This window comes from Streptomyces sp. NPDC051105, from assembly GCF_040682795.1.
Lineage (GTDB): Bacteria > Actinomycetota > Actinomycetes > Streptomycetales > Streptomycetaceae > Streptomyces.
The window spans coordinates 533,242-558,943 of the sequence record NZ_JBFBBR010000003.1 but is presented as its reverse complement, the minus strand read 5'-3'; the positions used below and the strand labels follow the sequence as shown (position 1 = coordinate 558,943).

The window sequence follows — 25,702 nt, the reverse complement described above, 5'->3', positions numbered from 1 at the left end:
AATCTCTCAGTGAAAAGACAGGTTAAGGCGTTTCTCATGGGCACCTCACAAGAACTCCGAAGGCGGTCACATAAAGGCTCCCTAATATCTCGGGATATGCAATCCGAGCCTGCCATCGAAAGCCGCGCCGTCGGGCGCGGTCGCCGCCGCAAACAAGGCAACGGGTCTGCCGAGGGGCCCGTGTTCGTCGACTCCTCGGGACGCCGGTCCAAGCTGCTGCGCCGCGTCGGCCTTCTCCTCGGCGTCGTCTGCCTCGCCTACACGGGCGTGCTCGGCGCCGCCTTCATGGGCTGGGGCACCTCGCTCACCCCGGACTCGCTGATCCCCGGCTTCGCACGCGCGGGCAACGCCCCCGGCGGAGAGCGCCCGCAGGGCGGCATCGGCCGTCAGGCCGGCCTGCCCAGCGGCCGCCCGTCGGCGCCACCCTCGACCGCCGCCACCCCGTCGGTATCCGCATCCGCATCCGCATCCGTGTCCGCCTCCGCCACCGCCAACTGACCGGAACGCAGGCCCTTTTCCCATGACTACTCCGACCTCCGCACGCGGCCGCAGGCGCGCCCCCTCCCGCATCGAGCGGGCGGCCGGCCGGGCCGCGGCGCTGCAGAAACCACGTGTCATCCTCGCCCTGCTGCTCCTGCTGGCGCTGACCTGCGTGATGCTGCTCGACGGCTATCTGCGCGCAGAGGTCGGCGGCGACCAGCGGGTCCGCACCGGAGCCAGCTCCAGCAAGGTGCCGGACAAGATCCTCGACGGCGGCCCGATCCTCACCTTCCGGGGCGGCCAGGCGACCACGGTCTCGGTCCCCTCCAAGACCATCGCGCTCACCTTCGACGACGGCCCGAACCCGACCTACACCCCGCAGGTCCTCAAGATCCTCGACCAGTACGACATCCCGGCCACGTTCTTCCTGGTCGGCTCGATGGTGTCGCGCTACCCGAGCATCGTGAAGACCATGGTCGAGCAGGGCAACGAGGTGGGCATCCACACCTTCACGCACGTCGACCTGTCGTACCAGAGCGACGCCCGGATCAACCGCGAGATGCAGCAGACCCAGCTCGCGCTCGCGGGCGCGGCCGGGATCACGACGACCCTGTTCCGCGCGCCGTACTCCTCGGAGACGGACGCCATCGACAACTACAGCTGGCCCGTCTACCAGAAGCTCGGCAAGGAGGGCTACACCAGCGTCTTCGTCGACACCGACAGCGACGACTGGAAGAAGCCGGGCGTCTCCAAGATCGTCAACTGGGCCACGCCGAAGAAGAACAAGGGCGCCTCGGTGCTCTTCCACGACGCCGGTGGCGAGCGCTCGCAGACGATCAAGGCGCTGCCGCAGTACATCAAGAAGATGAAGGCGAAGGGCTACACCTTCACCACCATCAGCGGTGTCATCCAGAAGCAGGGCACGGGCAACGGGCAGTCCGCCACGACGGCCGGCGGCACCGGAGGTACCGGCGGCACGTCCGCCACCGGAGTCGCCGAGGCCGGCGCCCTCACCGGCACCGGAACGGGTTCCGGCAGCGGAAACGGCAGCGGAAATGCCGGCGGAAACGGCACCGGCACCCCGCCCGGCGCAGCCACTCCGAACGCCGAGAACGCCCCGAACACGGGTACGGGCACGGGCAACGGCACAGGCAACAGCAACCGCAACCCCCTCACCACCGGCCTCCAGGCGGCCCACCGCACGGCCACCGGCATGACCCTCTACGAGGGCAAGGCGCTCCTCGTGGCGGTCGCGATCGCCGAATGGGCGCTGCCGGTGCTGTCGGTCCTGCTCCTCGTCGTCGGCGTCGCGGTCATGGGCCGCTTCGGCATGATGCTGCTCATCGCCCGCCGCCACCACCGGCTGCGCAACAAACGCCGGTTCAGCTGGGGGCCGACGGTCACCGGACCGGTGAGCGTGATCGTCCCGGCGTACAACGAGAAGGAGTGCATCGCCAACACCCTGGAGTCGCTGGCGCAGAGCACCCACCCGATCGAGATCATCGTCGTCGACGACGGTTCCACGGACGGCACCTCGGAGATCGCCCGCGCCGCCGCCGACAAGCTCGGCATGACCAACGTCCGGGTCATCCGCCAGGAGAACGCCGGCAAACCGGCCGCCCTCAACAACGGTGTCCGCAGCGCCAGTTACGACATCGTCGTGATGATGGACGGCGACACGGTCTTCGAACCGGAGACGGTACGGCACCTCGTGCAGCCCTTCGCCGACCCCGAGGTCGGCGCGGTCGCCGGCAACGCCAAGGTCGGCAACCGCAACACGATCATCGGTGCCTGGCAGCACATCGAGTACGTGATGGGCTTCAACCTCGACCGCCGTATGTACGATCTGCTGCGCTGCATGCCGACGATCCCCGGCGCGATCGGCGCGTTCCGCCGTGAGGCGGTGCTGGAGGTCGGCGGGATGAGCGAGGACACCCTCGCCGAGGACACCGACATCACCATCGCCATGCACCGCGCGGGCTGGCGGGTCGTCTACCAGGAGCACGCCAAGGCCTGGACCGAGGCGCCCGCTTCGCTCAAGCAGCTGTGGTCCCAGCGCTACCGCTGGTCGTACGGCACCATGCAGGCCCTGTGGAAGCACCGCAAGTCCCTGACGGACAAGGGCCCCTCGGGCCGCTTCGGCCGGGTCGGCATGCCGCTGGTGGTGCTCTTCCAGATCGTCACGCCCGTCTTCGCCCCGCTCATCGACGTCTTCACGGTCTACTCCATGATCTTCGTCGACTTCGAGGCGGCCCTGCTGGCCTGGCTGGCCGTCCTCGGCATCCAACTGGGCTGCGCGGCCTACGCGTTCCGGCTGGACAGGGAGCGGTACCGCTACCTCCTGATGATGCCGCTCCAGCAACTGGCCTACCGTCAGATGATGTACCTCGTCCTCATCCACTCCTGCATCACCGCCCTCACCGGCGGCCGCCTGCGCTGGCAGAAACTCAAGCGCACCGGCGAGGTAGGCACCCCGGCGGGAGTGAGCGGCTGATGACCTGGGACCAGCAGCAGAACCCGTACCAGCAGGGCTACGACTACGACCACGGCGGCTACGACCACGGCTACGACCACGGCGAATACGGTCAGCAGCCGCAATACGGCCAGCAGTCGCAGTACGGTCAGCAGCCGCAGTACGGCCAGCAGCCTTACGCGCAACAGCCGTATCCGCAGCAACAGCAGTACGTCGAGTACGGACCCGCCACGGTGGTGGAGCAGACCGCCCCGCTTCCGGCGGTGGAACCAGAACCAAAACCAGAACGCGAACGCGAGCCCAAGCCGGAGCCCGGGCCCGAGCCCAAGCCGGAGTCTCCTGCCGGGGAACCGGCACCCGCTCTTGATCCGCAGCCCAAGACCCCCGGCAGGGACCGCTACTTCGACACCCTTCGCGCGGTCGCCCTGATCCGTGTCGTCACCTACCACACCTTCGGCTGGGCCTGGTGCGGCATGGTGTTCCCCTCCATGGGCATCATGTTCGGTCTGGCCGGCACGCTGATGGCGAAGTCCCTGGAGCGTCCGGCGCTGAAGGTGGTCAAGAGCCGGCTGCGCCGTCTCCTCCCGCCGTTCTGGTTCTGGGGCCTGTTCGTCGTGCTGGCGATGCTGGTCCACGACTGGATGCCGGGCTGGCAGATCGTCTACTGGGTCGTGCCGCTCGGCGACCCGCCGGGCAACGCGTGGGGCGAGCAGGCCTGGGAGATCCTCTGGTACCTGCGGACGTACCTCTGGTTCGTCCTCCTCTCCCCGGCCCTGCTGTGGATCTTCCGCAAGGCGCCCGTCCCGGTCCTCGTCCTCTCGCTCGTCCCGATCCTGGTCCTGAACTTCGTCTGGTCCGGCCCGGACAACCGGCTCGGCAGCGCTCTGTGGGACCTGTCGACGTACCTCTTCTGCTGGATCCTCGGCTTCGCCCATCGTGACGGCGTGCTCCAGCGGATCAAGCCGGCCCTGGTGGTCGTCGCCTCGCTCGCCGCGATGGGGTACGGCGGCTGGTACGCCTTCTCGCACCAGGCCGACTTCGGGACCTACGACCTGGACGAGAATCCCCTCGCGCAGGCCTTCTGGTCGGCCGGGTTCGTGCTGCTGCTGATGTGGGCGAAGGCGTACTTCAGGATCGACTTCGCCTGGCTGACCCGCTTCCGGCGGCTGGACCGCACGGTCACCGTCTTCAACGCCCGCGCGGTGACGATCTACCTCTGGCACGAGATCGCGCTGATCCTGGCGGTGCCGCTGATCGACCAGATGTGGAACGTGCCCGCGTTCGAGAAGTGGCTCCCGCTGGACAGCCAGTGGTTCATGTTCGGCGTCGGCTGGATCCTGATCGCGGTGTTCATCCTGCTGTGCGGCTGGGTGGAGGACGTGGCGGCGAAGAAGAAGCCCCGGCTTCTGCCGTGACGGCGGGCTGCAAGAATGGCGGGGTGACCCGCGCCTCCCTGAACAAGCAGCCGCACGAAGTCGCCTCGATGTTCGACGACGTGGCGGAACGGTACGACCTGACCAACGACGTGCTGTCGCTCGGCCAGGACCGGCACTGGCGGAAGGAGGTTGCCCGGGCGGTCGACGCGCGGCCCGCGCAGAAGATCCTCGACCTGGCGGCCGGCACGGGCACCTCCTCCCAGCCGTTCGTCCGGGCCGGCGCCTACGTCGTCCCCTGCGACTTCTCCCTCGGCATGCTCCAGGTCGGCAAGCGGCGCACCGCCTGGATGCCCTTCACCGCCGGGGACGCCACCCGGCTGCCGTTCAAGGACGACACCTTTGACGCCGTCACGATCTCCTTCGGCCTGCGCAACGTCCAGGACACCGACGCGGCCCTGCGGGAGATGTACCGGGTGACGCGACCCGGCGGCCGGGTGGTGATCTGCGAGTTCTCGCACCCCACCTGGGCGCCGTTCCGGACCGTCTACACCGAGTACCTGATGCGCGCGCTGCCGCCGGTCGCCCGCACGGTCTCCTCCAACCCGGACGCCTACGTCTACCTCGCCGAGTCCATCCGCGCCTGGCCCGACCAGCCCACGCTGGCCGGACGGCTGCGTGAGGCGGGCTGGGCGAAGGTGGCCTGGCGCAACCTCACCGGCGGGGTCGTCGCCCTGCACCGGGGCTTCAAGGAGGCCTGAGCCCGTCCCGGGGAGGCCCGAGCCCCGTCCCGGGCGTCACCCGCCGATCACCTCGAAGGCGTCACCGGGCTGGTCCAGCTCCCGTTGCAGCCCGCCCGTCGGTGGCCGTGGGATGCGTGGCTCGCGCACGCCTCCGCCGCCCTCGCCCTCACCGAAGTCGAACCACACGTACACCATCGAGTCCCGCGGCACCTCGGCGCCGGCCTGCGGGAACTGGCGTACGACGTAGTCGACGACCGCGAGATGGAAGTCCGGCCGGTCCGGCGCGTTGAGGAACAATCCCCGCGCCTGGGCGGTCTCGCGCGCGTCCACGGCCATCAGTCCGACCAGCCGTGGCACGCGCACTTCGGGTGTTTTGGGTGTTATACGCACAGATGTCACCCCCAGCGGTACTGGAAGGGTAACCCCCGACGCACGGCACCCGGAAGCGCCGAGTGTCTTTCTGTAACAGATCGTTACTCTGTGTTACCGACTTGCAGGTCGAGCCGGAAGCAGAGCGCGTCCTCCTGGAACCGCGGATGCGGGAACGTCTCCGCGAGTTCCATCCCGAGGCGCCGGGCGACCGCGACCGACCGCTCGTTCCCGGGCCGCACCATCGCCACCACCCTCGGCACGCCCGCCGCCCGCAGCCGCTCCAGCGTCGTCAGCGCCGCCGCCGTCGCGTACCCCTGGCCCCAGTGCTCCCGGCCCAGCCGCCAGCCGATCTCGATTTCGCCCTTGGGCCCCCAGTCCCGCGGCCACGGCTGGGCGCCGGTGAAGCCGATGACCCGCCCGGACTCGTCGGCCATCGTCCACAGGCAGAAGCCGAGCTCCGCGTCGTGCCGGCGCTGCCGGGCGGTGAGCTCCTCGTAGACGGACAGCTCCGCGGACCTGCCGCCGTGGAACTCCATGACGTCCGGGTCGTCGAAGACCTGGTACCAGGCGAACGCGTCCTCGTGCGTGGGCACACGCAGCCGTACCGCGGGGAGAGCTCGGTTCACAGGGGCAGCCCTTCAGCCGGGTGATCAGTACTGCTGAATAGACTGCCCATGTCCAGTGCCGGTCGGCACGCAGATTTCGAGCCTTGGGGAGCCCCCGCCGTGACCGAGCCCCTCTCCGAAAACACCGCCGATGTCATCGTCGTCGGCGCGGGGCCAGCCGGCTCCACGACGGCGTACCACCTCGCCAAGTCCGGTCTGGACGTACTCCTGCTGGAGAAGACCGAGTTCCCGCGCGAGAAGGTGTGCGGCGACGGACTCACCCCGCGGGCGGTGAAGCAACTGGTCGCCATGGGCATCGACATCTCCGAGGAGGCCGGCTGGCTGCGCAACAAGGGACTGCGCATCGTCGGCGGCGGCACCCGCCTCCAGCTGGACTGGCCGGATCTCGCCTCCTTCCCCGACTACGGCCTGGTCCGCAAACGCGACGACTTCGACGAACAGCTCGCCCGCCAGGCGCAGAAGGCGGGCGCCCGCCTCTTCGAGCGCTGCAACGTCGGCGCCCCGATCATCGACGACCGCACCGGCCGGATCACCGGTGTGCACGCCAAGCTCGGCGAGGAGAAGCGCGAAGTCACCTTCCACGCGCCGCTCGTCGTGGCCGCCGACGGCAACTCCACCCGCCTCTCCCTCGCGATGGGCCTGCACCGCCGCGAGGACCGCCCGATGGGCGTGGCCGTCCGGACCTACTTCACCTCCCCCCGTCACGAGGACGACTACCTGGAGTCCTGGCTGGAACTCTGGGACCGCCGCGGCCCCCAGGACCGCCTGCTGCCCGGCTACGGCTGGATCTTCGGCATGGGAGACGGCACCTCCAACGTCGGCCTGGGCGTCCTGAACACCTCCGACTCCTTCAAGGAACTGGACTGGCGCGAGGTCCTCAAGGCCTGGTGCGCCTCCATGCCCGCGGACTGGGGCTACACCCCGGAGAACATGACCGGCCCGATCCGCGGCGCGGCCCTCCCCATGGCCTTCAACCGCCAGCCCCACTACACGCGCGGCCTGCTCCTCGTCGGCGACGCCGGCGGCCTGGTGAACCCCTTCAACGGCGAGGGCATCGCCTACGCCATGGAGTCCGGCCAGATCGCCGCCGACGTCATCGTCCAGGCGCACGCACGGGCCACGCCCGGCCAGCGCGAGACGGCCCTGCAGCGCTACCCGCAGGTCCTCAAGGACACCTACGGCGGCTACTACACGCTGGGGCGCGCCTTCGTGAAGCTCATCGGCAACCCGAAGGTCATGCAGATCGCGGCCCAGCGCGGCCTGACCCACCCCCTGCTGATGAAGTTCACCCTGAAGCTTCTGGCGAACCTCACCGACCCGACCGGCGGCGACGCCATGGACCGCATCATCAACGGCCTGAGCAAGGTGGCCCCGAAGGCGTGAGCGCCGCTACGAGGTGAGTGCCGGTAGCGCTATCGGGTGTGTGCCGGTACGCGGCGAGCGCCGCTAGGCGGTGAGCGCCTCGATGTTGGCGGCTCTGCGGGCGTAGACCTCCTCCCGCCGGGCCGCCACCTGCCGCAGTGCCTCCTTCCGGTCCCGCCCCGAGAGCCGGTCGAGAAACACGCGTCCGTTCACATGGTCGGTCTCGTGCGCGAGACAGCGGGCGAAATACCCCGTTCCCTCAAGGGTGAGTGGATTGCCGTCCTTGTCCTGTCCGTGCACGACCGCCCGGTCGGGGCGCGGCACGGCCATGACGGCCCCCGGCACCGACAGGCAGCCCTCGCTGTCCTCGAGCAGCCGCCGCCCGGCCGGGTCCGGTGTCTCCAGCGCGGGGTTGACGATGTGTCCGACATGTCGGACGCCGTCGTCATCGGGGCATTCGCGGACGACCCGCGGTGGGGTGACCCGCGGCCGGGCGAACTGCGGTGGGGGGACCCGCGGCCGGACGGCCCGCCATGGGGCTCCGCCGTGGGGTGGCCGCATGTGGCCGTCAGGGGGCGGGCGTGCCGGAAGGGCCGCTGCCCCCGAGCGGCTGCGGCCCTACCGTGCTTGTGCGATGCCCGAGTTGCCTCGGCTTGTCTCGGGTTGCCCTTGTTGTCAGAGCACCCGCACCGCGCCGGTCGGCGGGTCGTAGTCCAGCGGGTGCTCCCCGACGCCGCTGGAGGGGTTCTGCGCGCCCACGAACATGCCGTCGCCCACGTACACGGCCACGTGGTACGCGCTTCCGGCGCTGCCCCAGTAGAGGATGTCGCCGGGCTGGAGGTTGCTCAGCGAGACCTGGGTGCCCTGCGTCGACTGGTCCTGGGAGACGCGCGGCAGGCTGACGCCGACCGACTTGAAGGCGGCCTGGACGAGACCCGAGCAGTCCCACGAGTTGGGGCCCGTGCCGCCGGAGACGTAGGCGTCGCCGATCTGTGCCTTCACGAAGGCGACCACGGCGGCGGCCGAACCGGTCGCCGTGGACGTGCTCGTGGAGGCGCTGGAGCTCGCGGAGGTGGCGCTGAGCGTGGTCCGCTCGGCGCTGCGCGAGGCGGCGCGCTCAGCGGCCTCCTTGCGGGCCTCCTCGGCCTTCTTCTTGGCCTCGGCCTTCTTCTTCGCCTCAGCGAGGTCCGACTTGGCCTGCTTCGCGGCCTTTGCGGCGGCCGCGTCGCGCTCGGCCTGGAGTGCGTAGTTCGCGGCGGCCTGCTGGGTGGCGTCGGCGGACTGAGCCACCTGGGTGGCCAGATCGGCCGTCAGAGTGGGCAGTTCGAGCGTCTGCGTCACGGGTTCGGCGGCGCTCGCCGAGGCCGCGCCCGCCGCTGCCATGCCGAGGACGCCACTGGCAACTCCGGCGCGCACGGCGATGCTTGTCGTCGCGCTGCGGCGGGGTTTCCGGTGGCTGCGTATGTGAGCGGTGTGGGACATGGGAACAACCGGTACCAGGGGCTCCTTCATATCTTCAAGAAACGTGTGCTGCGCCACAGTTGTTCAATCGGGGCTGTGAAAGCTGTGCGTGTCGTTCTTTATTGACGCCGTAACGGACATTGCGGGCGCCCGTGATCATGCCTGTGATCACGTTCTTTCGCCATAACGCCCGAATTGCCCCCCGCCTACCATCGGTTGAGATGATTGGCCAAGCCTGGTTCTCACGGGTCTCTCATCAATGTGGCGGAGGTCACGGAACGGTTACCGGGAGGGGTGCGTCTCGTGCGCGGGTCGTGCCCGCCCGAGTTCGTGAACGTGCGCACGCGTCCACATCGCCACCCGCGCCTCCCTCGCATGTGTGAATGCGGTCCTCTATCAGGACGGTTCGTCCACCGCGAATTTGCATGCAGAGGAACCCTCTTGATATAGAGACGCTCGCTCGACACCGGCTCCCGCCTGCGGGGACGATCGAAAATGTCACCTCTGGTGATCAGCTGAACGCTTCGGGTGCGAAGATCACCACTCATCCGACTTCATGATCGATCGTCAGGTGGTGGAGATCACAAAGCTTGTGTAATACCCCGTGTCGCAGATCACAGAGCGACAGGCATAAGATGCGAGGCAGCTGGGCTTGTGACCTGCTTCACATGTTCGCGATCTTCGCCCGGGACGCGCGGGGTTCGTGTGACGGATGAGGCGAGTGGGCCCGGTCGAACCGCCACCAGTCAGTGCCGACTGAGAGGAGCGAGGAGCGGTGAACGCGTATGCGCCCATCCTCGTACTGGGAGCCCTCGGGGCAGGCTTTGCGATCTTCTCCGTGGTCATGGCCACGCTGATCGGTCCGAAGCGGTACAACCGCGCCCGGCTCGAAGCCTACGAGTGCGGAATCGAGCCGACCCCCACGCCGGCCGGCGGCGGGCGTTTCCCGATCAAGTACTACCTGACGGCGATGCTCTTCATCGTCTTCGACATCGAGATCGTCTTCCTCTACCCCTGGGCCGTCACCTTCGACGCCCTGGGTGTTTTCGGGCTCGTGGAGATGCTGCTCTTCGTGCTCACCGTCTTCGTCGCGTACGCGTACGTATGGCGGCGCGGCGGCCTGGAATGGGACTGAGGGGCTTTAAGTCATGGGACTCGAAGAAAAGCTGCCGAGCGGTTTCCTGCTGACCACCGTCGAGCAGGCCGCGGGCTGGGTACGCAAGGCGTCCGTCTTCCCCGCCACCTTCGGCCTCGCCTGCTGCGCCTTCGAAATGATGACGGCGGGAGCCGGCCGGTACGACCTGGCACGGTTCGGCATGGAGGTCTTCCGCGGCTCACCGCGCCAGGCCGACCTGATGATCGTCGCCGGCCGGGTCAGCCAGAAGATGGCGCCCGTCCTGCGGCAGGTCTACGACCAGATGCCCAACCCCAAGTGGGTGATCTCCATGGGCGTCTGCGCCTCCTCGGGCGGCATGTTCAACAACTACGCCATCGTCCAGGGCGTCGACCACATCGTCCCGGTCGACATCTACCTGCCCGGCTGCCCGCCCCGCCCCGAGATGCTGATGGACGCGATCCTCAAGCTCCACCAGAAGATCCAGAGCTCCAAGCTCGGCGTCAACGCGGCGGAAGCGGCCCGCGAGGCGGAGGAGGCGGCGCTCAAGGCCCTGCCCACGATCGAGATGAAGGGGCTGCTGCGGTGAGCGACGCGAACGGCCACCACGGGGCCAACCCCGAGAAGGACCTCGCAGCCGACAACCTCCCCGGCCAGCGCGGCCAGGGCGGCGAGGAGATCCGTGTCCAGCGCGGCATGTTCGGCGCCAACAACGGCGGCGACACCTCCGGCTACGGCGGTCTGGTCCGCTCGGTCCGGCTCCCCGGGCCGGCGACCCGACCGTACGGCGGCTGGTTCGACGAGGTCGCCGACGAACTGGAGGGCGCCCTGGAGGAACAGGGCCTGCTGCCCGGCAACGCCATCGAGAAGACGGTCGTCGACCGCGGCGAACTCACCTTCCACATCGAACGCGAGCACCTGCCGCGCGTCGCCCGCACCCTGCGCGACGACCCCGCGCTCCGGTTCGAGCTGTGCACCGGCGTCAGCGGCGTCCACTACCTCCACGACAAGGGCCGCGAACTGCACGCCGTCTACCACCTGCGCTCGATCACCCACAACCGGCTGATCCGGCTGGAGGTCAGCGCCCCGGACGCCGACCCGCACATCCCGTCCCTGGTCTCCGTCTATCCGACCAACGACTGGCACGAACGCGAGACCTACGACTTCTTCGGGATCGTCTTCGACGGTCACCCGGCCCTGACCCGGATCCTCATGCCGGACGACTGGCAGGGCCATCCGCAGCGCAAGGACTACCCCCTCGGCGGCATCCCCGTCGAGTACAAGGGCGCCCAGATCCCGGCTCCGGACCAGCGGAGGTCGTACTCGTGAGCACACAGTCAGCATCCGCCGCGTCGACCGCCTCGGCGCGCGAGACCACCGAGGGCACCGTATACACGGTCACCGGTGGCGACTGGGACGAGATCGTCCAGTCCGCGGCCCGCGCCGACGACGAACGCATCGTCGTCAACATGGGTCCCCAGCACCCCTCCACCCATGGAGTGCTCCGGCTGATCCTGGAGATCGACGGCGAGACCGTCACCGAGACCCGCTGCGGCGTCGGCTATCTGCACACCGGCATCGAGAAGAACCTCGAGTACCGCACGTGGACGCAGGGCTCCGCCTTCGTCACGCGCATGGACTACCTGACGTCCTTCTTCAACGAGACCGCCTACTGTCTCGGCGTCGAGAAACTCCTCGGCATCGAGGACCAGCTCCCCGACCGCGCCACGATCATCCGGGTGCTCCTGATGGAGCTGAACCGGATGTCCTCGCACCTGGTCGCCATCGCCACCGGCGGCATGGAGCTGGGCGCCACCACGCTCATGATCTACGGATTCCGTGATCGTGAAATGATTCTCGACCTCTTCGAGCTGATCACCGGCCTGCGGATGAACCACGCGTACATCCGCCCCGGCGGACTCGCCCAGGACCTGCCGCCCGGCGCGGTCGACCAGATCCGCGAGTTCATCAAGAAGATGCGGAAGAACCTCCCCGAGTACGACAAGCTCGCCACCGGGAACCCCGTCTTCAAGGGCCGTATGCAGGGCATCGGCTACCTGGACCTGGCCGGCTGCATGGCCCTCGGCGCCACCGGCCCCATCCTGCGCGCCACCGGCCTGCCCCACGACCTGCGCAAGTCCCAGCCCTACTGCGGCTACGAGAACTACGACTTCGACGTCGCCGTCGCCGAGACCTGCGACGCCTACGGCCGCTTCCTGATCCGTCTGGAGGAGATGCGCCAGTCGCTCAGGATCGTCGAGCAGTGCCTGGACCGGCTCCAGCCCGGACCGGTCATGGTCGCCGACAAGAAGATCGCCTGGCCCGCGCAGCTCGCCCTGGGACCGGACGGACTCGGCAACTCCCTCGACCACATCAAGAAGATCATGGGCACCTCCATGGAGGCCCTCATCCACCACTTCAAGCTGGTCACCGAGGGCTTCCGGGTCCCGCCCGGACAGGTCTACACGGCCATCGAGTCACCCAAGGGCGAACTCGGGGCGCACGTCGTATCCGACGGCGGCACCCGCCCCTACCGGGTCCACTTCCGCGACCCGTCCTTCGCCAACCTGCAGGCCATCGCGGCGATGTGTGAGGGCGGCCAGGTGGCCGACGTCATCGTCGTCATCGCGTCCATCGACCCGGTACTGGGAGGCGTCGACCGGTGAACACCTCTTCTTCGGAGCGGGGCGTCAGCCTGGGCATGCCCGAGCTGCCCGCGCCCGCGTATCCGGACGACGTCCGGGCCCGACTGGAGACGGACGCGCGCGAGATCATCGCGCGCTACCCCGACTCCCGGTCCGCCCTGCTGCCGTTGCTGCATCTCGTGCAGTCGGAGGAGGGGTACGTCACGCGCACCGGGATGCAGTTCTGCGCCGACGTACTGGAGCTGACCACGGCGGAGGTCACCGCGGTCGCCACCTTCTACACGATGTACCGGCGCAAGCCCTCCGGCGACTACCAGGTGGGCGTCTGCACCAACACCCTGTGCGCGGTGATGGGCGGCGACGCCATCTTCGAGACCCTCCAGGAGCACCTGGGCGTCGGCAACGGCGAGACCACCGACGACGGCAGCGTCACCCTGGAGCACATCGAGTGCAACGCGGCCTGCGACTTCGCGCCGGTCGTGATGGTCAACTGGGAGTTCTTCGACAACCAGACCCCCGCGAGCGCCCGGCGCCTGGTCGACGACCTGCGCGCCGGCCGGGACGTCGAGCCCACGCGCGGGGCCCGGCTGTGCACCTTCAAGGAGACCGCGCGGATCCTGGCCGGCTTCCCCGACGAGCGGCCCGGGGCCGTCGAGGAGAGCGGAAGCGCCGGACCCGCGTCCTTGGTGGGCCTCCACCTGGCCAGGGGAGAGTCCGCACCCGCGCGCGTGGTCCATCCGCGGCCGGGGCCGCAGGACCGGACGGTGCACGAGCCGTCACCGGCCGAGCACCTCAGTTCCCATGACGCGCCGCAGGAGACCTCGGCCTCCGACCCGTCGCACCCGGCAGGGCCTGCCGCCGAGGAGGGGGAGTGATGACGGTGGTACCCGACCTCAAGGACACCAGCCCCGAGAAGCTGCTCGCACCCGTGCTGTCGGCCTTCTGGGACGAGGATCGGTCCTGGTCCCTGGACGTCTACCGAAGGCACGAAGGATACGAGGGGCTCCGCAAGGCGCTCGCCATGTCTCCGGACGACCTGATCGCCTACGTCAAGGAGTCCGGGCTGCGCGGCCGCGGCGGCGCGGGATTCCCGACCGGAATGAAGTGGCAGTTCATTCCGCAGGGAGACGGCAAACCGCACTATCTGGTTGTCAACGCCGACGAATCGGAGCCCGGGACCTGCAAGGACATCCCGCTCCTCTTCGCGAACCCGCACAGCCTCATCGAGGGCATCGTGATCGCGTGCTACGCCATCCGGTCGTCGCATGCCTTCATCTACCTGCGTGGTGAAGTCGTCCCCGTCCTGCGGCGGTTGCACGAGGCCGTGCGCGAGGCCTACGCGGCCGGCTACCTCGGCGAGAACATCCTGGGCAGCGGTCTCGACCTGAACCTCACCGTGCACGCCGGCGCCGGCGCGTACATCTGCGGTGAGGAGACCGCACTGCTCGACTCACTCGAAGGCCGCCGTGGTCAACCGCGACTGCGCCCCCCCTTCCCGGCTGTCGAAGGGCTCTATGCCTGCCCGACTGTTGTGAACAACGTCGAGTCCATCGCCTCGGTTCCCGCCATCCTGAAAAACGGCAAGGACTGGTTCAGGTCCATGGGGAGCGAGAAGTCACCCGGCTTCACGCTCTACTCCCTCAGCGGCCATGTCGCCAGTCCCGGCCAGTACGAGGCACCGCTCGGCATCACCCTGCGCCAGCTCCTCGACATGAGCGGCGGAATGCGCACCGGCCACCGCCTGAAGTTCTGGACCCCGGGCGGCTCCTCGACGCCCATGTTCACCGACGAGCACCTCGACGTCCCTCTCGACTACGAAGGAGTGGGGGCCGCCGGTTCCATGCTCGGCACCAAGGCCCTCCAGTGCTTCGACGAGACCACCTGCGTCGTGCGCGCCGTCACCCGCTGGACCGAGTTCTACGCCCACGAGTCCTGCGGCAAGTGCACCCCGTGCCGCGAAGGCACCTACTGGCTGGTGCAGTTGCTGCGCGACATCGAGGCCGGCAAGGGCGTGATGTCCGACCTCGACAAGCTGAACGACATCGCCGACAACATCAACGGCAAGTCCTTCTGCGCCCTCGGTGACGGCGCCGCGTCCCCCATCTTCTCCTCACTGAAGTACTTCCGCGAGGAGTACGAACAGCACATCACGGGCCGGGGCTGCCCCTTCGACCCGGCCAAGTCGACGGCCTGGGCGGACCGCCCGGAGGTGAACGCATGACCGTGACCACGAGTTCCCCCTCCTCAGGGGGAACGGCGGCGGTCCCGCCGCAGGACCTCGTCACGCTGACGATCGACGGCGTGGAGATCAGCGTGCCCAAGGGCACCCTGGTCATCCGCGCCGCCGAGCAACTCGGCATCGAGATCCCGCGCTTCTGCGACCACCCCCTGCTGGACCCGGCCGGTGCCTGCCGCCAGTGCATCGTCGAGGTCGAGGGCCAGCGCAAGCCCATGGCGTCCTGCACGATCACCTGCACCGACGGCATGGTCGTGAAGACCCACCTCACCTCCCCGGTCGCCGAGAAGGCCCAGCACGGGGTGATGGAGCTGCTGCTCATCAACCACCCCCTGGACTGCCCGGTCTGCGACAAGGGCGGCGAGTGCCCGCTGCAGAACCAGGCGATGTCGCACGGCAACAGCGAGTCCCGCTTCCACGGCAAGAAGCGCACCTTCGAGAAGCCCGTCCCGATCTCCACCCAGGTGCTCCTCGACCGCGAACGGTGCGTGCTGTGCGCGCGCTGCACCCGGTTCTCCAACCAGGTCGCCGGCGACCCGATGATCGAGCTCCTGGAACGCGGCGCGCTCCAGCAGGTCGGCACCGGCGAGGGCGACCCGTTCGAGTCGTACTTCTCCGGGAACACCATCCAGATCTGCCCGGTGGGCGCGCTGACCTCGGCGGCGTATCGCTTCCGCTCCCGCCCCTTCGACCTGATCTCCTCGCCGTCCGTGTGCGAGCACTGCTCGGGCGGCTGCGCCACCCGCACCGACCACCGGCGCGGCAAGGTCATGCGGCGGCTCGCCGCCAACGACCCCGAGGTCAACGAGGAGTGGATCTGCGACAAGGGACGCTTCGCGTTCCGCTACGCGCAGCAGAAGGACCGCCTGGAGACCCCGCTGGTCCGCAACGCCCAGGGCGTGCTCGAACCCGCCTCCTGGCCGGAGGCGCTCGACGCGGCCGCCCAGGGACTGGCCGCCGCCCGCTCCCGGGCCGGCGTGCTCACCGGCGGCCGGCTCACCGTCGAGGACGCCTACGCGTACAGCAAGTTCGCGCGCGTGGCGCTCGACACCAACGACATCGACTTCCGCGCGCGCGTGCACAGCAGCGAGGAGGCCGACTTCCTGGCCGCCCGGATCGCCGGCCGCGGCCGCGATCTCGACGGCACGGGCGTCACCTACACCGCCTTGGAGAAGGCACCGGCCGTGCTGCTGGTCGGCATCGAGTCCGAGGAGGAGGCGCCCGGCGTCTTCCTGCGGCTGCGCAAGGCCTGGCGCAAGCGCAAGCAGCAGGTGTTCTCCCTCGCCACCTACGCCACGCGCGGCCTGGAGAAGACGGGCGGCATCCTGCTGCCGGCCGCCCCCGGCACCGAGACCGAATGGCTGGACGCCCTCGCGGGCGGTGTCGGCCTGGAGGAACCGGGCACACAGGCCGCCGAGGCGCTGCGCGCCGAGGGCGCGGTCATCGTCGTGGGCGAGCGGCTGGCGTCGGTCGTCGGCGGCCTGACCGCCGCCGTACGGGCCGCCACCGCCACCGGCGCACAGCTGGTGTGGATCCCGCGCCGGGCCGGGGAGCGCGGCGCGATCGAGGCGGGCGCGCTGCCGTCGCTGCTGCCGGGCGGCCGCCCGGCCACCGACCCACGCGCGCGTGACGAGGTCGCCGCCGCCTGGGGCGTGTCCGAACTCCCGCTCCGCTACGGCCGCGACACCGGCCAGATCATCGAGGCCGCCGCCCGCGGCGAACTGTCCGCCCTCCTGGTGGCCGGCGTCGAGGTCACCGACCTGCCCGACCCCACGCGCGCGCGTGCCGCCCTCGAGGCCGTCGGCTTCCTGGTCTCGCTGGAACTGCGGCCCAGCGAGGTCACCGAGCGCGCCGATGTCGTCCTCCCGGTCGCCGCCGTCGCCGAGAAGGCCGGCACCTTCCTCAACTGGGAAGGCCGGGTGCGGTTCTTCGAGGCCGCGCTCAAGCCCGAGCAGATGACCCGGCGGCTGGCGCCCACCGACGCGCGCGTGCTGCAGATGCTCGCCGACGCCATGGACGTCCACCTCGGCCTGCCCGACCTGCGCACCACGCGCGCGGAACTCGACCGGCTCGGCGCCTGGGACGGGCCGAAGGCCTCCGAACCGCTGGAGACGGCCGGACCGCTGCCGCGGCCGGCGGCCGGCGAGGCCGTGCTGGCCGGACACCGGCTCCTGCTCGACCAGGGCGTCCTCCAGGAAGGCGACGAGGCGCTCGCCGGCACCCGGCACGCCGCCCACGCGCGCCTGTCCGCCGCCACCGCCGCCGAGGCCGGCCTCGCGAACGGCGACCTCGTCGCCGTCACCTCGACCGTCGGCACCGTCGAACTCCCGCTCAGGATCACCGAGATGCCCGACCGCGTGGTCTGGCTCCCGCTGAACTCCGTGGGCGGCGGTGTCGCCTCCGACACCGGGGCGCTGCCCGGCGCACTCGTCCGCATCGGCCCGGCGGCCACCGCCGATGAGGCCCCCAAGGAGGTGGAGGCATGAGCCCGTACCCGTACCTCGCTGCTGAAGACCTCTCCATGTTCGGCCGCGACCCCTGGTGGCTGGTCGTCGTCAAGGCGGTCTTCTGCTTCGCCTTCCTGATGGTGACCGTGCTGATCTCCATCGTCATGGAGCGCAAGGTCATCGCCTGGATGCAGTTGCGCATCGGCCCCAACCGGCACGGCCCCTGGGGCATGCTCCAGTCGCTCGCCGACGGCGTGAAGCTGATGCTCAAGGAAGACCTCATCGTCAAACGCGCGGACAAGGCCGTCTACATCCTCGCGCCGATCGTCGCGGCCATCCCCGCGTTCATGGCCATCGCGGTCATCCCGTTCGGACCGGCCGACAACGAGGTCTCGATCTTCGGCCACCGCACCACGATGCAGCTCACCGACTTGCCGATCGCGATGCTCTACATCCTCGCGGTCGCCTCCGTCGGCATCTACGGCATCGTCCTCGCCGGCTGGAGCTCCGGATCCACCTACCCGCTCCTCGGCGGCCTGCGCTCGTGCGCACAGATGATCTCCTATGAGATCGCCATGGGCGCCGCGTTCGCGTCGGTGTTCCTGTACTCGGGCTCCATGTCGACGTCCACGATCGTCGCCCAGCAGCACGACCGCTGGTACATCCTGCTGCTGCCGGTCTCGTTCATCCTCTACGTCGTCACCATGGTCGGCGAGACCAACCGCGCCCCCTTCGACATGCCGGAGTCCGAGGGCGACCTGGTCGGCGGCTTCAACACCGAGTACTCGTCGATCAAGTTCGCGATGTTCATGCTCGCCGAGTACGTCAACATGGTGACGGTCTCCGCCGTGTCGACGACGCTGTTCCTCGGCGGCTGGCGCGCCCCCTGGCCGATCAGCACCGTCTGGGCCGGCGCCAACCACGGCTGGTGGCCGATGCTCTGGTTCGTCGCCAAGGTCGTGGTGCTGCTGTTCGTCTTCGTCTGGCTGCGCGCCAGCCTTCCGCGGGTGCGCTACGACCAGCTGATGAAGCTGGGCTGGAAGGTCCTCATCCCGGTCTCGGTCGTCTGGCTGATGCTCGTCGCCACCGTACGGACCCTCCGCAACGAGAACTACGGCTTCGCCGACATCGCCCTCTACGTCGGCGGCGGAGTCCTCGCCCTGCTGCTCCTGTCCTTCGTCGTCGACATCTTCCGCGACAAGGGGGGCAAGGAGGCCGCGCAGGCCGCCGCCGAACCGGTCGCGTTCGACCCGATGGCAGGCGGATTCCCCGTACCGCCGCTGCCCGGACAGGAGCTGCCGCCGGTGCCCCGGCGCAGCCCGCGCCGGGAGCGTGAGCTGATTGTCAGTGGTGGACCGGACACTGTCAGTGACGGATCTACGGATGGAAAGGAGGCGTCCGATGGCTGAGGAGCCCAAGGAGACCGAGCCCGGTTTCCTGAACCCCGTGGCCGGCTTCGGCGTGACCTTCAAGGCCATGTTCAAGAAGCGGCTGACCGAGCAGTACCCGGAGCAGAAGAAGACCACGGCCCCGCGGTTCCACGGACGGCACCAGCTCAACCGCCATCCGGACGGCCTGGAGAAGTGCGTCGGCTGCGAACTGTGCGCCTGGGCCTGCCCCGCCGACGCCATCTACGTGGAGGGCGCCGACAACACCGACGAGGAGCGCTACTCGCCGGGCGAGCGCTACGGCCGCGTCTACCAGATCAACTACGCCCGCTGCATCCTGTGCGGCCTGTGCATCGAGGCGTGCCCCACGCGCGCGCTCACGATGACCAACGAGTTCGAACTCGCCGACACCAGCCGCGCCAACCTCATCTACACCAAGGAGCAGCTGCTCGCCGGCCTCGAGGACGGCATGGTCGACAGCCCGCACGCGATCTTCCCGGGCACCGACGAACAGGACTACTACCGGGGCCTGGTGACCGAGGCCGCGCCCGGGACCGTCCAGCAGGTGGCCGTCTCGAAGGGCGAGAAGCCGGAGGAAGAGGGGGTGGAGGCATGATGGGCCCGCAGCTCGCCGCCTACGCCACCTCCACCGGGGAGGCCCTCCAGTTCTGGGTCCTGGGCACCGTCGCCGTGATCGGCGCCCTGTGCACCGTCCTCATGAAGAGGGCCGTGCACAGCGCCCTCTGCCTCGCCGGCACCATGATCGTCCTGGCGGTGTTCTACCTCGCCAACGGCGCCTACTTCCTGGGCATCGTGCAGATCGTCGTCTACACCGGCGCGATCATGATGCTGTTCCTCTTCGTGGTGATGCTGGTCGGCGTGACCGCCGCCGACTCCCTGACCGAGACCATCAAGGGCCAGCGCTGGCTGGCCCTTGTGTGTGGGGCCGGCTTCGGCGTCCTGCTCTTCGCGGGCATCGCCAACGCCTCCCTCAAGAACTTCAACGGCATCGGCCAGGCCAACGCCAACGGCAATGTGGAGGGCCTCGCCGCCCTCATCTTCACCAAGTACGTCTTCGCCTTCGAAATCACCGGCGCCCTGCTCATCACCGCGGCCGTCGGCGCCATGGTGCTCACCCACCGCGAGCGCACCGAACGCGCCAAGACCCAGCGCGAGCAGTCCGAACAGCGCGTCCGCGAAGGCAAGCACCTGCCGCCGCTGCCCGCCCCCGGCGTCTACGCCCGGCACAACGCCGTCGACATCGCCGGCCTGCTGCCCGACGGCACCCCGTCCGAGCTCACGGTCAACAAGACGCTGCGCGACCGCGGTCAGATCCGTGACGTGTCCGCGGAGGCCCTCAACGACCTGCGGGCCCTGGAACAGCGCGCCGAGGAACGGCTGGAGCGGACCCCGATCGAGCCGGAGAACCTCAAGCGGCCCGAGGAGGCGTCGAAGTGAACCCGGTCTACTACCTCTATCTCGCCGCCCTGTTGTTCACGATCGGCGCCACCGGTGTGCTGATCAGACGGAACGCGATCGTCGTCTTCATGTGCATCGAGCTGATGCTCAACGCCTGCAACCTCGCGTTCGTCGTCTTCTCCCGGATGCACGGCAATCTCGACGGCCAGATCATCGCCTTCTTCACGATGGTCGTCGCCGCCGCGGAGGTCGTGGTCGGGCTCGCGATCATCGTGTCGCTGTTCCGTACCCGCCACTCGGCCTCGGTCGACGACGCCAGCCTGATGAAGTTGTAAGGGGTCGCTGAATCGTGGAGAACCTGATTGCGCTGCTGATCGCGGCGCCCCTGCTCGGAGCGGCCGTCCTGCTGGTCGGCGGCCGCCGCCTGGACGGCGTGGGCCACTGGATCGGCACGCTCCTGTCGACGACCTCGTTCGTGTTCGGCGTGATCCTCTTCGCCGACCTGCTGGGCAAGGACGCCGAACACCGCACCCTGATGGAGCACCTGTTCACCTGGGTCCCGGTGGCCGGCTTCCAGGCGGACGTCACCTTCCGCCTCGACCAGCTGTCGATGACGTTCGTCCTGCTGATCACCGGCGTCGGCTCGCTCATCCACCTGTACTCGATCGGGTACATGGAGCACGACGAGCGCCGCCGCCGCTTCTTCGGCTACCTCAACCTGTTCCTCGCGGCCATGCTGCTGCTCGTCCTCGCCGACAACTACCTGCTGCTGTACGTCGGCTGGGAAGGCGTCGGCCTCGCCTCGTACCTGCTGATCGGCTTCTGGCAGCACAAGCCCAGCGCGGCGACCGCGGCCAAGAAGGCCTTCCTCGTCAACCGCGTCGGCGACATGGGCCTGTCGATCGCGATCATGCTGATGTTCACGACGTTCGGCACGTTCGCCTTCGGCCCGGTCCTCGGCCACGCGACCGACGCCTCCGAGGGCAGACTCACCGCGATCGGCCTGATGCTGCTGCTCGCCGCCTGCGGCAAGTCCGCCCAGGTACCGCTGCAGTCCTGGCTCGGGGACGCCATGGAGGGCCCAACCCCGGTCTCGGCCCTTATCCACGCGGCGACCATGGTGACCGCCGGCGTCTACCTCATCGTCCGCTCCGGAGCGATCTTCAACGCGGCCCCGGACGCCCAACTCGTCGTCACCGTCGTCGGCGCCGTCACCCTCCTCTTCGGTGCGATCGTCGGTTGCGCGAAGGACGACATCAAGAAGGCCCTCGCCGGCTCGACCATGTCGCAGATCGGCTACATGGTGCTCGCCGCCGGCCTCGGTCCGATCGGCTACGTCTTCGCGATCATGCACCTGGTGACGCACGGCTTCTTCAAGGCCGGGCTGTTCCTCGGCGCGGGCTCCGTCATGCACGGCATGAACGACGAGGTCGACATGCGCAAGTACGGCGGCCTGCGCACATACATGCCGGTCACCTTCATCACCTTCGGTCTCGGCTACCTCGCCATCATCGGTTTCCCGGGCCTGTCCGGCTTCTTCTCCAAGGACAAGATCATCGAGGCGGCGTTCGCCAAGGGCGGCACCGAGGGCTGGATCCTCGGCGCCTGCGCTCTGCTCGGCGCGGCCATCACCGCGTTCTACATGACGCGCGTGATGCTGATGACGTTCTTCGGCGAGAAGCGCTGGCAGCCCGACGAGCACGGTCACAAGCCGCATCCGCACGAGTCCCCGAAGGTCATGACCATCCCGATGATCGTGCTGGCGATCGGCTCGGTATTCGGCGGCGCCTTCTTCAGCATCGGCGACCGCTTCCTGCACTGGCTGGAGCCGGTCACCGGCCACAGCGAGGGCGACTCCCCGCTCAGCGCGGCCACCGTCACCGGCGCCACCATGGTGTGCCTGGTCATCGGCGTCGGCATCGCCTACCTCCAGTACGGCCGCCGTCCCGTCCCCGCCGTCGCCCCGCGCGGTTCGCTGCTCACCCGCGCGGCCCGCCGCGACCTCCTCCAGGACGACTTCAACCACGTCGTCCTGGTCCGCGGCGGCGAACACCTCACCCGCTCCCTGGTCTACGTCGACCACACCCTCGTCGACGGGGTCGTCAACGGCACGGCGGCGGGCTTCGGCGGACTGTCCGGCCGACTGCGCAAGCTCCAGAACGGCTACGCGCGCTCGTACGCGGTCTCGATGTTCGGCGGCGCTGCCCTCCTGGTCGCCGCGACCCTGCTGATGAGGGCGGTCTGATACCGATGTCCTTTCCTCTGCTGACAGCGACGGCGGCGCTCCCCGCCGTCGGCGCGGTCGCCACCGCGGCCGTACCGGCCGCACAGCGCACCGCCGCCAAATGGCTCGCCCTGCTGGTCTCGCTCGCCACTCTGGTGCTCGCGATCGTCGTCCTGGTCCGCTTCGACCCGGGCGGCGCCCGCTACCAGCTCACCGAATCCCACGCCTGGATCTCGGACTTCGGTGTCCGCTACGAACTGGGCGTCGACGGCATCGCGGTCGCCCTGCTCGCGCTGACCGCCCTGCTGATCCCGTTCATCATCCTGGCGGGCTGGCACGACGCCGACCCACTGGAGACCGGCAGCAAGCGGTGGCGGCCCACCCAGGGCTTCTTCGCCCTGATCCTGGCCGTCGAGGCGATGGTGATCATCTCCTTCGAGGCCACCGACGTCTTCCTCTTCTACATCTTCTTCGAAGCCATGCTGATCCCGATGTACTTCCTCATCGGCGGCTTCGGAGACCGTGCCCACGCGGGCTCCGACGAGAAAGCGGCGGCCCAACGGTCGTACGCCGCCGTGAAGTTCCTCCTCTACAACCTGGTCGGCGGCCTGATCATGCTGGCCGCGGTGATCGGCCTCTACGTGGTCGCCGGGAACTTCTCCCTCGCGGAGATCGCACAGGCCCGCACGAACGGCTCGCTGCACATGGCGACCAGCACCGAACGCTGGCTGTTCCTCGGCTTCTTCTTCGCCTTCGCGGTGAAGGCGCCCCTGTGGCCGCTGCACACCTGGCTGCCCAACGCCATGCAGGAGTCCACCGCCCCGGTCGCCGTGCTCATCACGGCGGTCGTCGACAAGGTGGGCACGTTCGCGATGCTCCGCTTCTGCCTCCAGCTGTTCCCGGAGGCCTCGAAGTGGGCGACACCCGTCATCCTCGTCCTCGCCGTGATCAGCATCATCTACGGCGCGCTGCTCGCCGTCGGCCAGCGGGACATCAAGCGCCTGGTCGCCTACGCGTCCATCTCGCACTTCGGCTTCATCATCCTGGGCATCTTCGCGATGACCAGCCAGGGCCAGTCCGGCGCCACCCTCTACATGGTCAACCACGGCATCTCCACGGCCGCGCTGATGCTGGTAGCCGGCTTCCTGATCTCCCGGCGCGGCTCGCGGCTCATCGCCGACTACGGCGGTGTGCAGAAGGTCGCCCCGGTACTCGCCGGCACCTTCCTGATCGGCGGTCTGGCCACCCTGTCGCTACCGGGTCTCGCCCCCTTCGTGAGCGAATTCCTTGTCCTCGTCGGCACGTTCACGCGCTACCCGGCGATCGGCATCATCGCCACCCTCGGCATCGTCCTCGCCGCGCTCTACACCCTCGTCCTCTACCAGCGGACGATGACGGGCCCGGTGAAACCGGAGGTCTCCGCGATGCCCGACCTGCGCGCGCGTGAACTCGTGGTCGTCGCCCCGCTGATCGTTCTGCTGATCTTCCTGGGCGTCTACCCGAAGCCGGTCACGGACATCGTCAACCCGGCGGTCAAACAGACCATGTCGGACGTACACAAGACCGACCCCAAGCCCGCAGTGGAGGCGGCCAAGTGAGCGCAACAGCCGTCCACAGCCTGTGGACAACCGCGGCCGAGCCGATCTCGAAGATCGACGCGCCGAAGATCGAATACGGACAATTGTCCCCCACCCTGATCGTGCTCGGCGCGGCGATCGTCGGGGTGCTCGTCGAAGCGTTCGTCCCGCGCAAATCCCGCTACTACGCGCAGGTCTTCGTCTCCGCCGTCGCGCTGTGCGCGGCCTTCGCCGCGGTCGTCGCACTGGCCGCGGACGGATACGGCACCACCAAGGCCCACATCGCCGCGATGGGCGCGATCGCCGTCGACGGACCGTCCCTGTTCCTGCAGGGCACGATCCTGCTGGCCGGCCTCCTCGGCCTGTTCACCTTCGCCGAACGCCGCCTCGACCCGGCCGCCCACGGCAACCGCGTCGACTCCTTCGCCGCACAGGCCGCCTCCGTGCCCGGCAGCGACAGCGAGAAGGCCGCGGTGAAGGCGGGCTTCACCACCACCGAGGTCTTCCCGCTGCTCCTCTTCGCGGTCGCCGGCATGCTGGTGTTCCCCTCGGCCAACGACCTGCTGACGCTCTTCGTGGCCCTGGAGGTCTTCTCCCTCCCGCTCTACCTGATGTGCGCCCTGGCCCGCCGCAAGCGCCTGATGTCCCAGGAAGCCGCGGTCAAGTATTTCCTGCTCGGCGCCTTCGCTTCCGCGTTCACCCTGTTCGGCATCGCCCTGCTGTACGGCTACGCAGGCTCGGTGTCGTACGCCACCATCTCCCGGGTCGTCGACGGCACCGTCACCAGCATCGACCCCGCCCTCGCCGACACCATGGGCAACGACGCACTGCTCCTGATCGGCACCGCGATGGTCGTGATGGGCCTGCTCTTCAAGGTCGGCGCGGTCCCCTTCCACATGTGGACGCCCGACGTCTACCAGGGCGCACCCACCCCGGTGACCGGCTTCATGGCCGCGGCGACCAAGGTGGCCGCGTTCGGCGCGCTGCTGCGCCTGCTGTACGTCGTCCTGCCCGGCCTGCGCTGGGACTGGCGGCCGGTCATGTGGGGCGTCGCGATCATCACCATGCTCGGCGGCGCGATCGTCGCGATCACCCAGACCGACATCAAGCGACTGCTCGCGTACTCGTCGATCGCGCACGCCGGATTCATCCTGGCGGGTGTCATCGCGACCTCGAAGGACGGCGTGTCGTCCGTCCTGTTCTACCTGGCCGGGTACTCCTTCGTGACCATCGGCGCCTTCGCCGTGGTCACCCTGGTGCGCGACGCCGGCGGCGAGGCCACCCACCTGTCCAAGTGGGCCGGCCTCGGCCGCCGCTCACCGCTGGTCGCGGCCGTCTTCGCGGTGTTCCTGCTGGCCTTCGCCGGTATCCCGCTGACCTCCGGTTTCGCCGGAAAGTTCGCCGTGTTCAAGGCGGCGGCGGAGGGCGGGGCGGCCCCGCTGGTCGTCGTCGGTGTGATCTCGTCGGCGATCGCCGCGTTCTTCTACATCCGCGTGATCGTGCTGATGTTCTTCAGCGAGCCCAGGCCCGACGGCCCCACGGTCGCCGTCCCGTCACCGCTGACCATGGCGACGATCGGCGTCGGCGTCGCGGTCACGCTGGTACTCGGTGTGGCACCGCAGTACTTCCTGGACCTGGCGAGCCAGGCGGGAGTCTTCGTGCGCTGACCCCTCCCGTACGGCCGTGGGCCCCGGTTCCCCGCGAGGAACCGGGGCCCACGCGCGCGTACCCAGCACAGAGCCGCAGGGGTACAGGGCCGGGG

Annotated in this window: 22 protein-coding genes and 1 pseudogene; 19 read left to right on the top strand and 4 right to left on the bottom strand. The window is 69.0% G+C overall.

The genetic code is table 11. From position 1 onward, the window contains the following. Positions 1-180: 180 nt before the first annotated feature. The 4 genes from AB0N16_RS10045 to AB0N16_RS10030 are packed head-to-tail and all read left to right on the top strand — an operon-like array spanning position 181 to position 5,087. The gene (locus AB0N16_RS10045; protein WP_365794920.1) at positions 181-498 is read left to right on the top strand and encodes a hypothetical protein; all 318 of its coding nucleotides are present in this window, start codon (positions 181-183) and stop codon (positions 496-498) included. Between the two features lie 22 nt (positions 499-520). Next, positions 521-2,974 carry a glycosyltransferase gene (locus AB0N16_RS10040; protein WP_365794919.1) on the top strand — a complete coding sequence of 818 codons (2,454 nt, stop codon included), beginning with the start codon at positions 521-523 and terminating at the stop codon, positions 2,972-2,974. Further along, positions 2,974-4,368, top strand: a complete 1,395-nt coding sequence (locus tag AB0N16_RS10035; RefSeq protein WP_365794917.1) for an acyltransferase — start codon at positions 2,974-2,976, stop codon at positions 4,366-4,368. Before AB0N16_RS10040 ends, AB0N16_RS10035 begins: the two co-directional genes overlap by 1 nt. 23 nt (positions 4,369-4,391) lie before the next feature. Further along, positions 4,392-5,087, top strand: a complete 696-nt coding sequence (locus AB0N16_RS10030) for a demethylmenaquinone methyltransferase (protein ID WP_365794915.1) — start codon at positions 4,392-4,394, stop codon at positions 5,085-5,087. Between the two features lie 36 nt (positions 5,088-5,123). Here the strand turns inward: AB0N16_RS10030 and AB0N16_RS10025 are convergent, their stop codons facing one another. Together AB0N16_RS10025 and AB0N16_RS10020 are read right to left on the bottom strand one after the other, a co-directional pair. Next, complete coding sequence (locus AB0N16_RS10025) at positions 5,124-5,432, bottom strand: PASTA domain-containing protein (protein WP_365794913.1); 309 nt, start codon at positions 5,430-5,432, stop codon at positions 5,124-5,126. A gap of 110 nt (positions 5,433-5,542) precedes the next feature. Next, positions 5,543-6,067: a GNAT family N-acetyltransferase gene (locus AB0N16_RS10020; protein WP_365794911.1), complete on the bottom strand. Its 525-nt coding sequence runs from the start codon at positions 6,065-6,067 to the stop codon at positions 5,543-5,545. A 99-nt stretch (positions 6,068-6,166) separates the two neighbouring features. On the opposite strand from AB0N16_RS10020, the gene AB0N16_RS10015 reads away from it, so the two are divergent. Beyond that, entirely contained in the window at positions 6,167-7,450 is a 1,284-nt protein-coding gene (locus AB0N16_RS10015) for a geranylgeranyl reductase family protein (RefSeq protein ID WP_365794909.1), read from the top strand. Between the two features lie 63 nt (positions 7,451-7,513). Here AB0N16_RS10015 and AB0N16_RS10010 read toward each other — a convergent pair. Both AB0N16_RS10010 and AB0N16_RS10005 read right to left on the bottom strand, forming a co-directional pair. Further along, positions 7,514-7,888, bottom strand: a pseudogene (locus tag AB0N16_RS10010) (peptide deformylase); the annotation flags it as partial. A 216-nt stretch (positions 7,889-8,104) separates the two neighbouring features. After that, positions 8,105-8,911 (bottom strand): C40 family peptidase, encoded by an 807-nt coding sequence (locus AB0N16_RS10005; protein WP_365794907.1) that lies wholly within the window; start codon positions 8,909-8,911, stop codon positions 8,105-8,107. A 754-nt stretch (positions 8,912-9,665) separates the two neighbouring features. Here AB0N16_RS10005 and AB0N16_RS10000 point away from each other — a divergent pair. Genes AB0N16_RS10000 through nuoN form a run of 14 tightly spaced genes read left to right on the top strand, consistent with a single transcriptional unit; the run spans position 9,666 to position 25,607 of the window. After that, positions 9,666-10,025: an NADH-quinone oxidoreductase subunit A gene (locus AB0N16_RS10000; RefSeq protein ID WP_086791863.1), complete on the top strand. Its 360-nt coding sequence runs from the start codon at positions 9,666-9,668 to the stop codon at positions 10,023-10,025. A 13-nt stretch (positions 10,026-10,038) separates the two neighbouring features. After that, entirely contained in the window at positions 10,039-10,593 is a 555-nt protein-coding gene (locus AB0N16_RS09995; RefSeq protein WP_365794905.1) for an NADH-quinone oxidoreductase subunit B family protein, read from the top strand. Further along, complete coding sequence (locus AB0N16_RS09990; protein ID WP_365794904.1) at positions 10,590-11,333, top strand: NADH-quinone oxidoreductase subunit C; 744 nt, start codon at positions 10,590-10,592, stop codon at positions 11,331-11,333. The genes AB0N16_RS09995 and AB0N16_RS09990 overlap by 4 nt, the downstream gene beginning before the upstream one ends. Then, a complete protein-coding gene (locus AB0N16_RS09985; protein ID WP_365794902.1) occupies positions 11,330-12,670 on the top strand; it encodes an NADH-quinone oxidoreductase subunit D in 1,341 nt (446 codons plus the stop codon). Before AB0N16_RS09990 ends, AB0N16_RS09985 begins: the two co-directional genes overlap by 4 nt. Beyond that, positions 12,667-13,524: an NADH-quinone oxidoreductase subunit NuoE gene (nuoE, locus tag AB0N16_RS09980; protein WP_365794900.1), complete on the top strand. Its 858-nt coding sequence runs from the start codon at positions 12,667-12,669 to the stop codon at positions 13,522-13,524. The genes AB0N16_RS09985 and nuoE overlap by 4 nt, the downstream gene beginning before the upstream one ends. Continuing rightward, positions 13,521-14,870, top strand: coding sequence for an NADH-quinone oxidoreductase subunit NuoF (gene nuoF / locus AB0N16_RS09975; RefSeq protein ID WP_365794898.1), 1,350 nt, complete (start codon positions 13,521-13,523; stop codon positions 14,868-14,870). The genes nuoE and nuoF overlap by 4 nt, the downstream gene beginning before the upstream one ends. Then, complete coding sequence (locus AB0N16_RS09970; protein WP_365794896.1) at positions 14,867-17,371, top strand: NADH-quinone oxidoreductase subunit G; 2,505 nt, start codon at positions 14,867-14,869, stop codon at positions 17,369-17,371. The genes nuoF and AB0N16_RS09970 overlap by 4 nt, the downstream gene beginning before the upstream one ends. Next, positions 17,368-18,741 carry an NADH-quinone oxidoreductase subunit NuoH gene (gene nuoH, locus AB0N16_RS09965; RefSeq protein ID WP_365794894.1) on the top strand — a complete coding sequence of 458 codons (1,374 nt, stop codon included), beginning with the start codon at positions 17,368-17,370 and terminating at the stop codon, positions 18,739-18,741. The genes AB0N16_RS09970 and nuoH overlap by 4 nt, the downstream gene beginning before the upstream one ends. Beyond that, positions 18,734-19,336, top strand: a complete 603-nt coding sequence (gene nuoI, locus AB0N16_RS09960; RefSeq protein WP_365794892.1) for an NADH-quinone oxidoreductase subunit NuoI — start codon at positions 18,734-18,736, stop codon at positions 19,334-19,336. The genes nuoH and nuoI overlap by 8 nt, the downstream gene beginning before the upstream one ends. Then, a complete protein-coding gene (locus AB0N16_RS09955) occupies positions 19,336-20,178 on the top strand; it encodes an NADH-quinone oxidoreductase subunit J (RefSeq protein ID WP_365795231.1) in 843 nt (280 codons plus the stop codon). The genes nuoI and AB0N16_RS09955 overlap by 1 nt, the downstream gene beginning before the upstream one ends. Beyond that, on the top strand, positions 20,175-20,474 hold the full coding sequence (nuoK, locus tag AB0N16_RS09950) for an NADH-quinone oxidoreductase subunit NuoK (RefSeq protein ID WP_046726439.1): 300 nt from the start codon (positions 20,175-20,177) through the stop codon (positions 20,472-20,474). Before AB0N16_RS09955 ends, nuoK begins: the two co-directional genes overlap by 4 nt. Before the next feature lie 14 nt (positions 20,475-20,488). Further along, positions 20,489-22,384 carry an NADH-quinone oxidoreductase subunit L gene (gene nuoL / locus AB0N16_RS09945; protein WP_365794891.1) on the top strand — a complete coding sequence of 632 codons (1,896 nt, stop codon included), beginning with the start codon at positions 20,489-20,491 and terminating at the stop codon, positions 22,382-22,384. A gap of 5 nt (positions 22,385-22,389) precedes the next feature. Beyond that, the gene (locus AB0N16_RS09940) at positions 22,390-23,961 is read left to right on the top strand and encodes an NADH-quinone oxidoreductase subunit M (RefSeq protein WP_365794889.1); all 1,572 of its coding nucleotides are present in this window, start codon (positions 22,390-22,392) and stop codon (positions 23,959-23,961) included. After that, positions 23,958-25,607, top strand: a complete 1,650-nt coding sequence (gene nuoN, locus AB0N16_RS09935) for an NADH-quinone oxidoreductase subunit NuoN (RefSeq protein ID WP_365794887.1) — start codon at positions 23,958-23,960, stop codon at positions 25,605-25,607. The genes AB0N16_RS09940 and nuoN overlap by 4 nt, the downstream gene beginning before the upstream one ends. Positions 25,608-25,702: the final 95 nt, after the last annotated feature.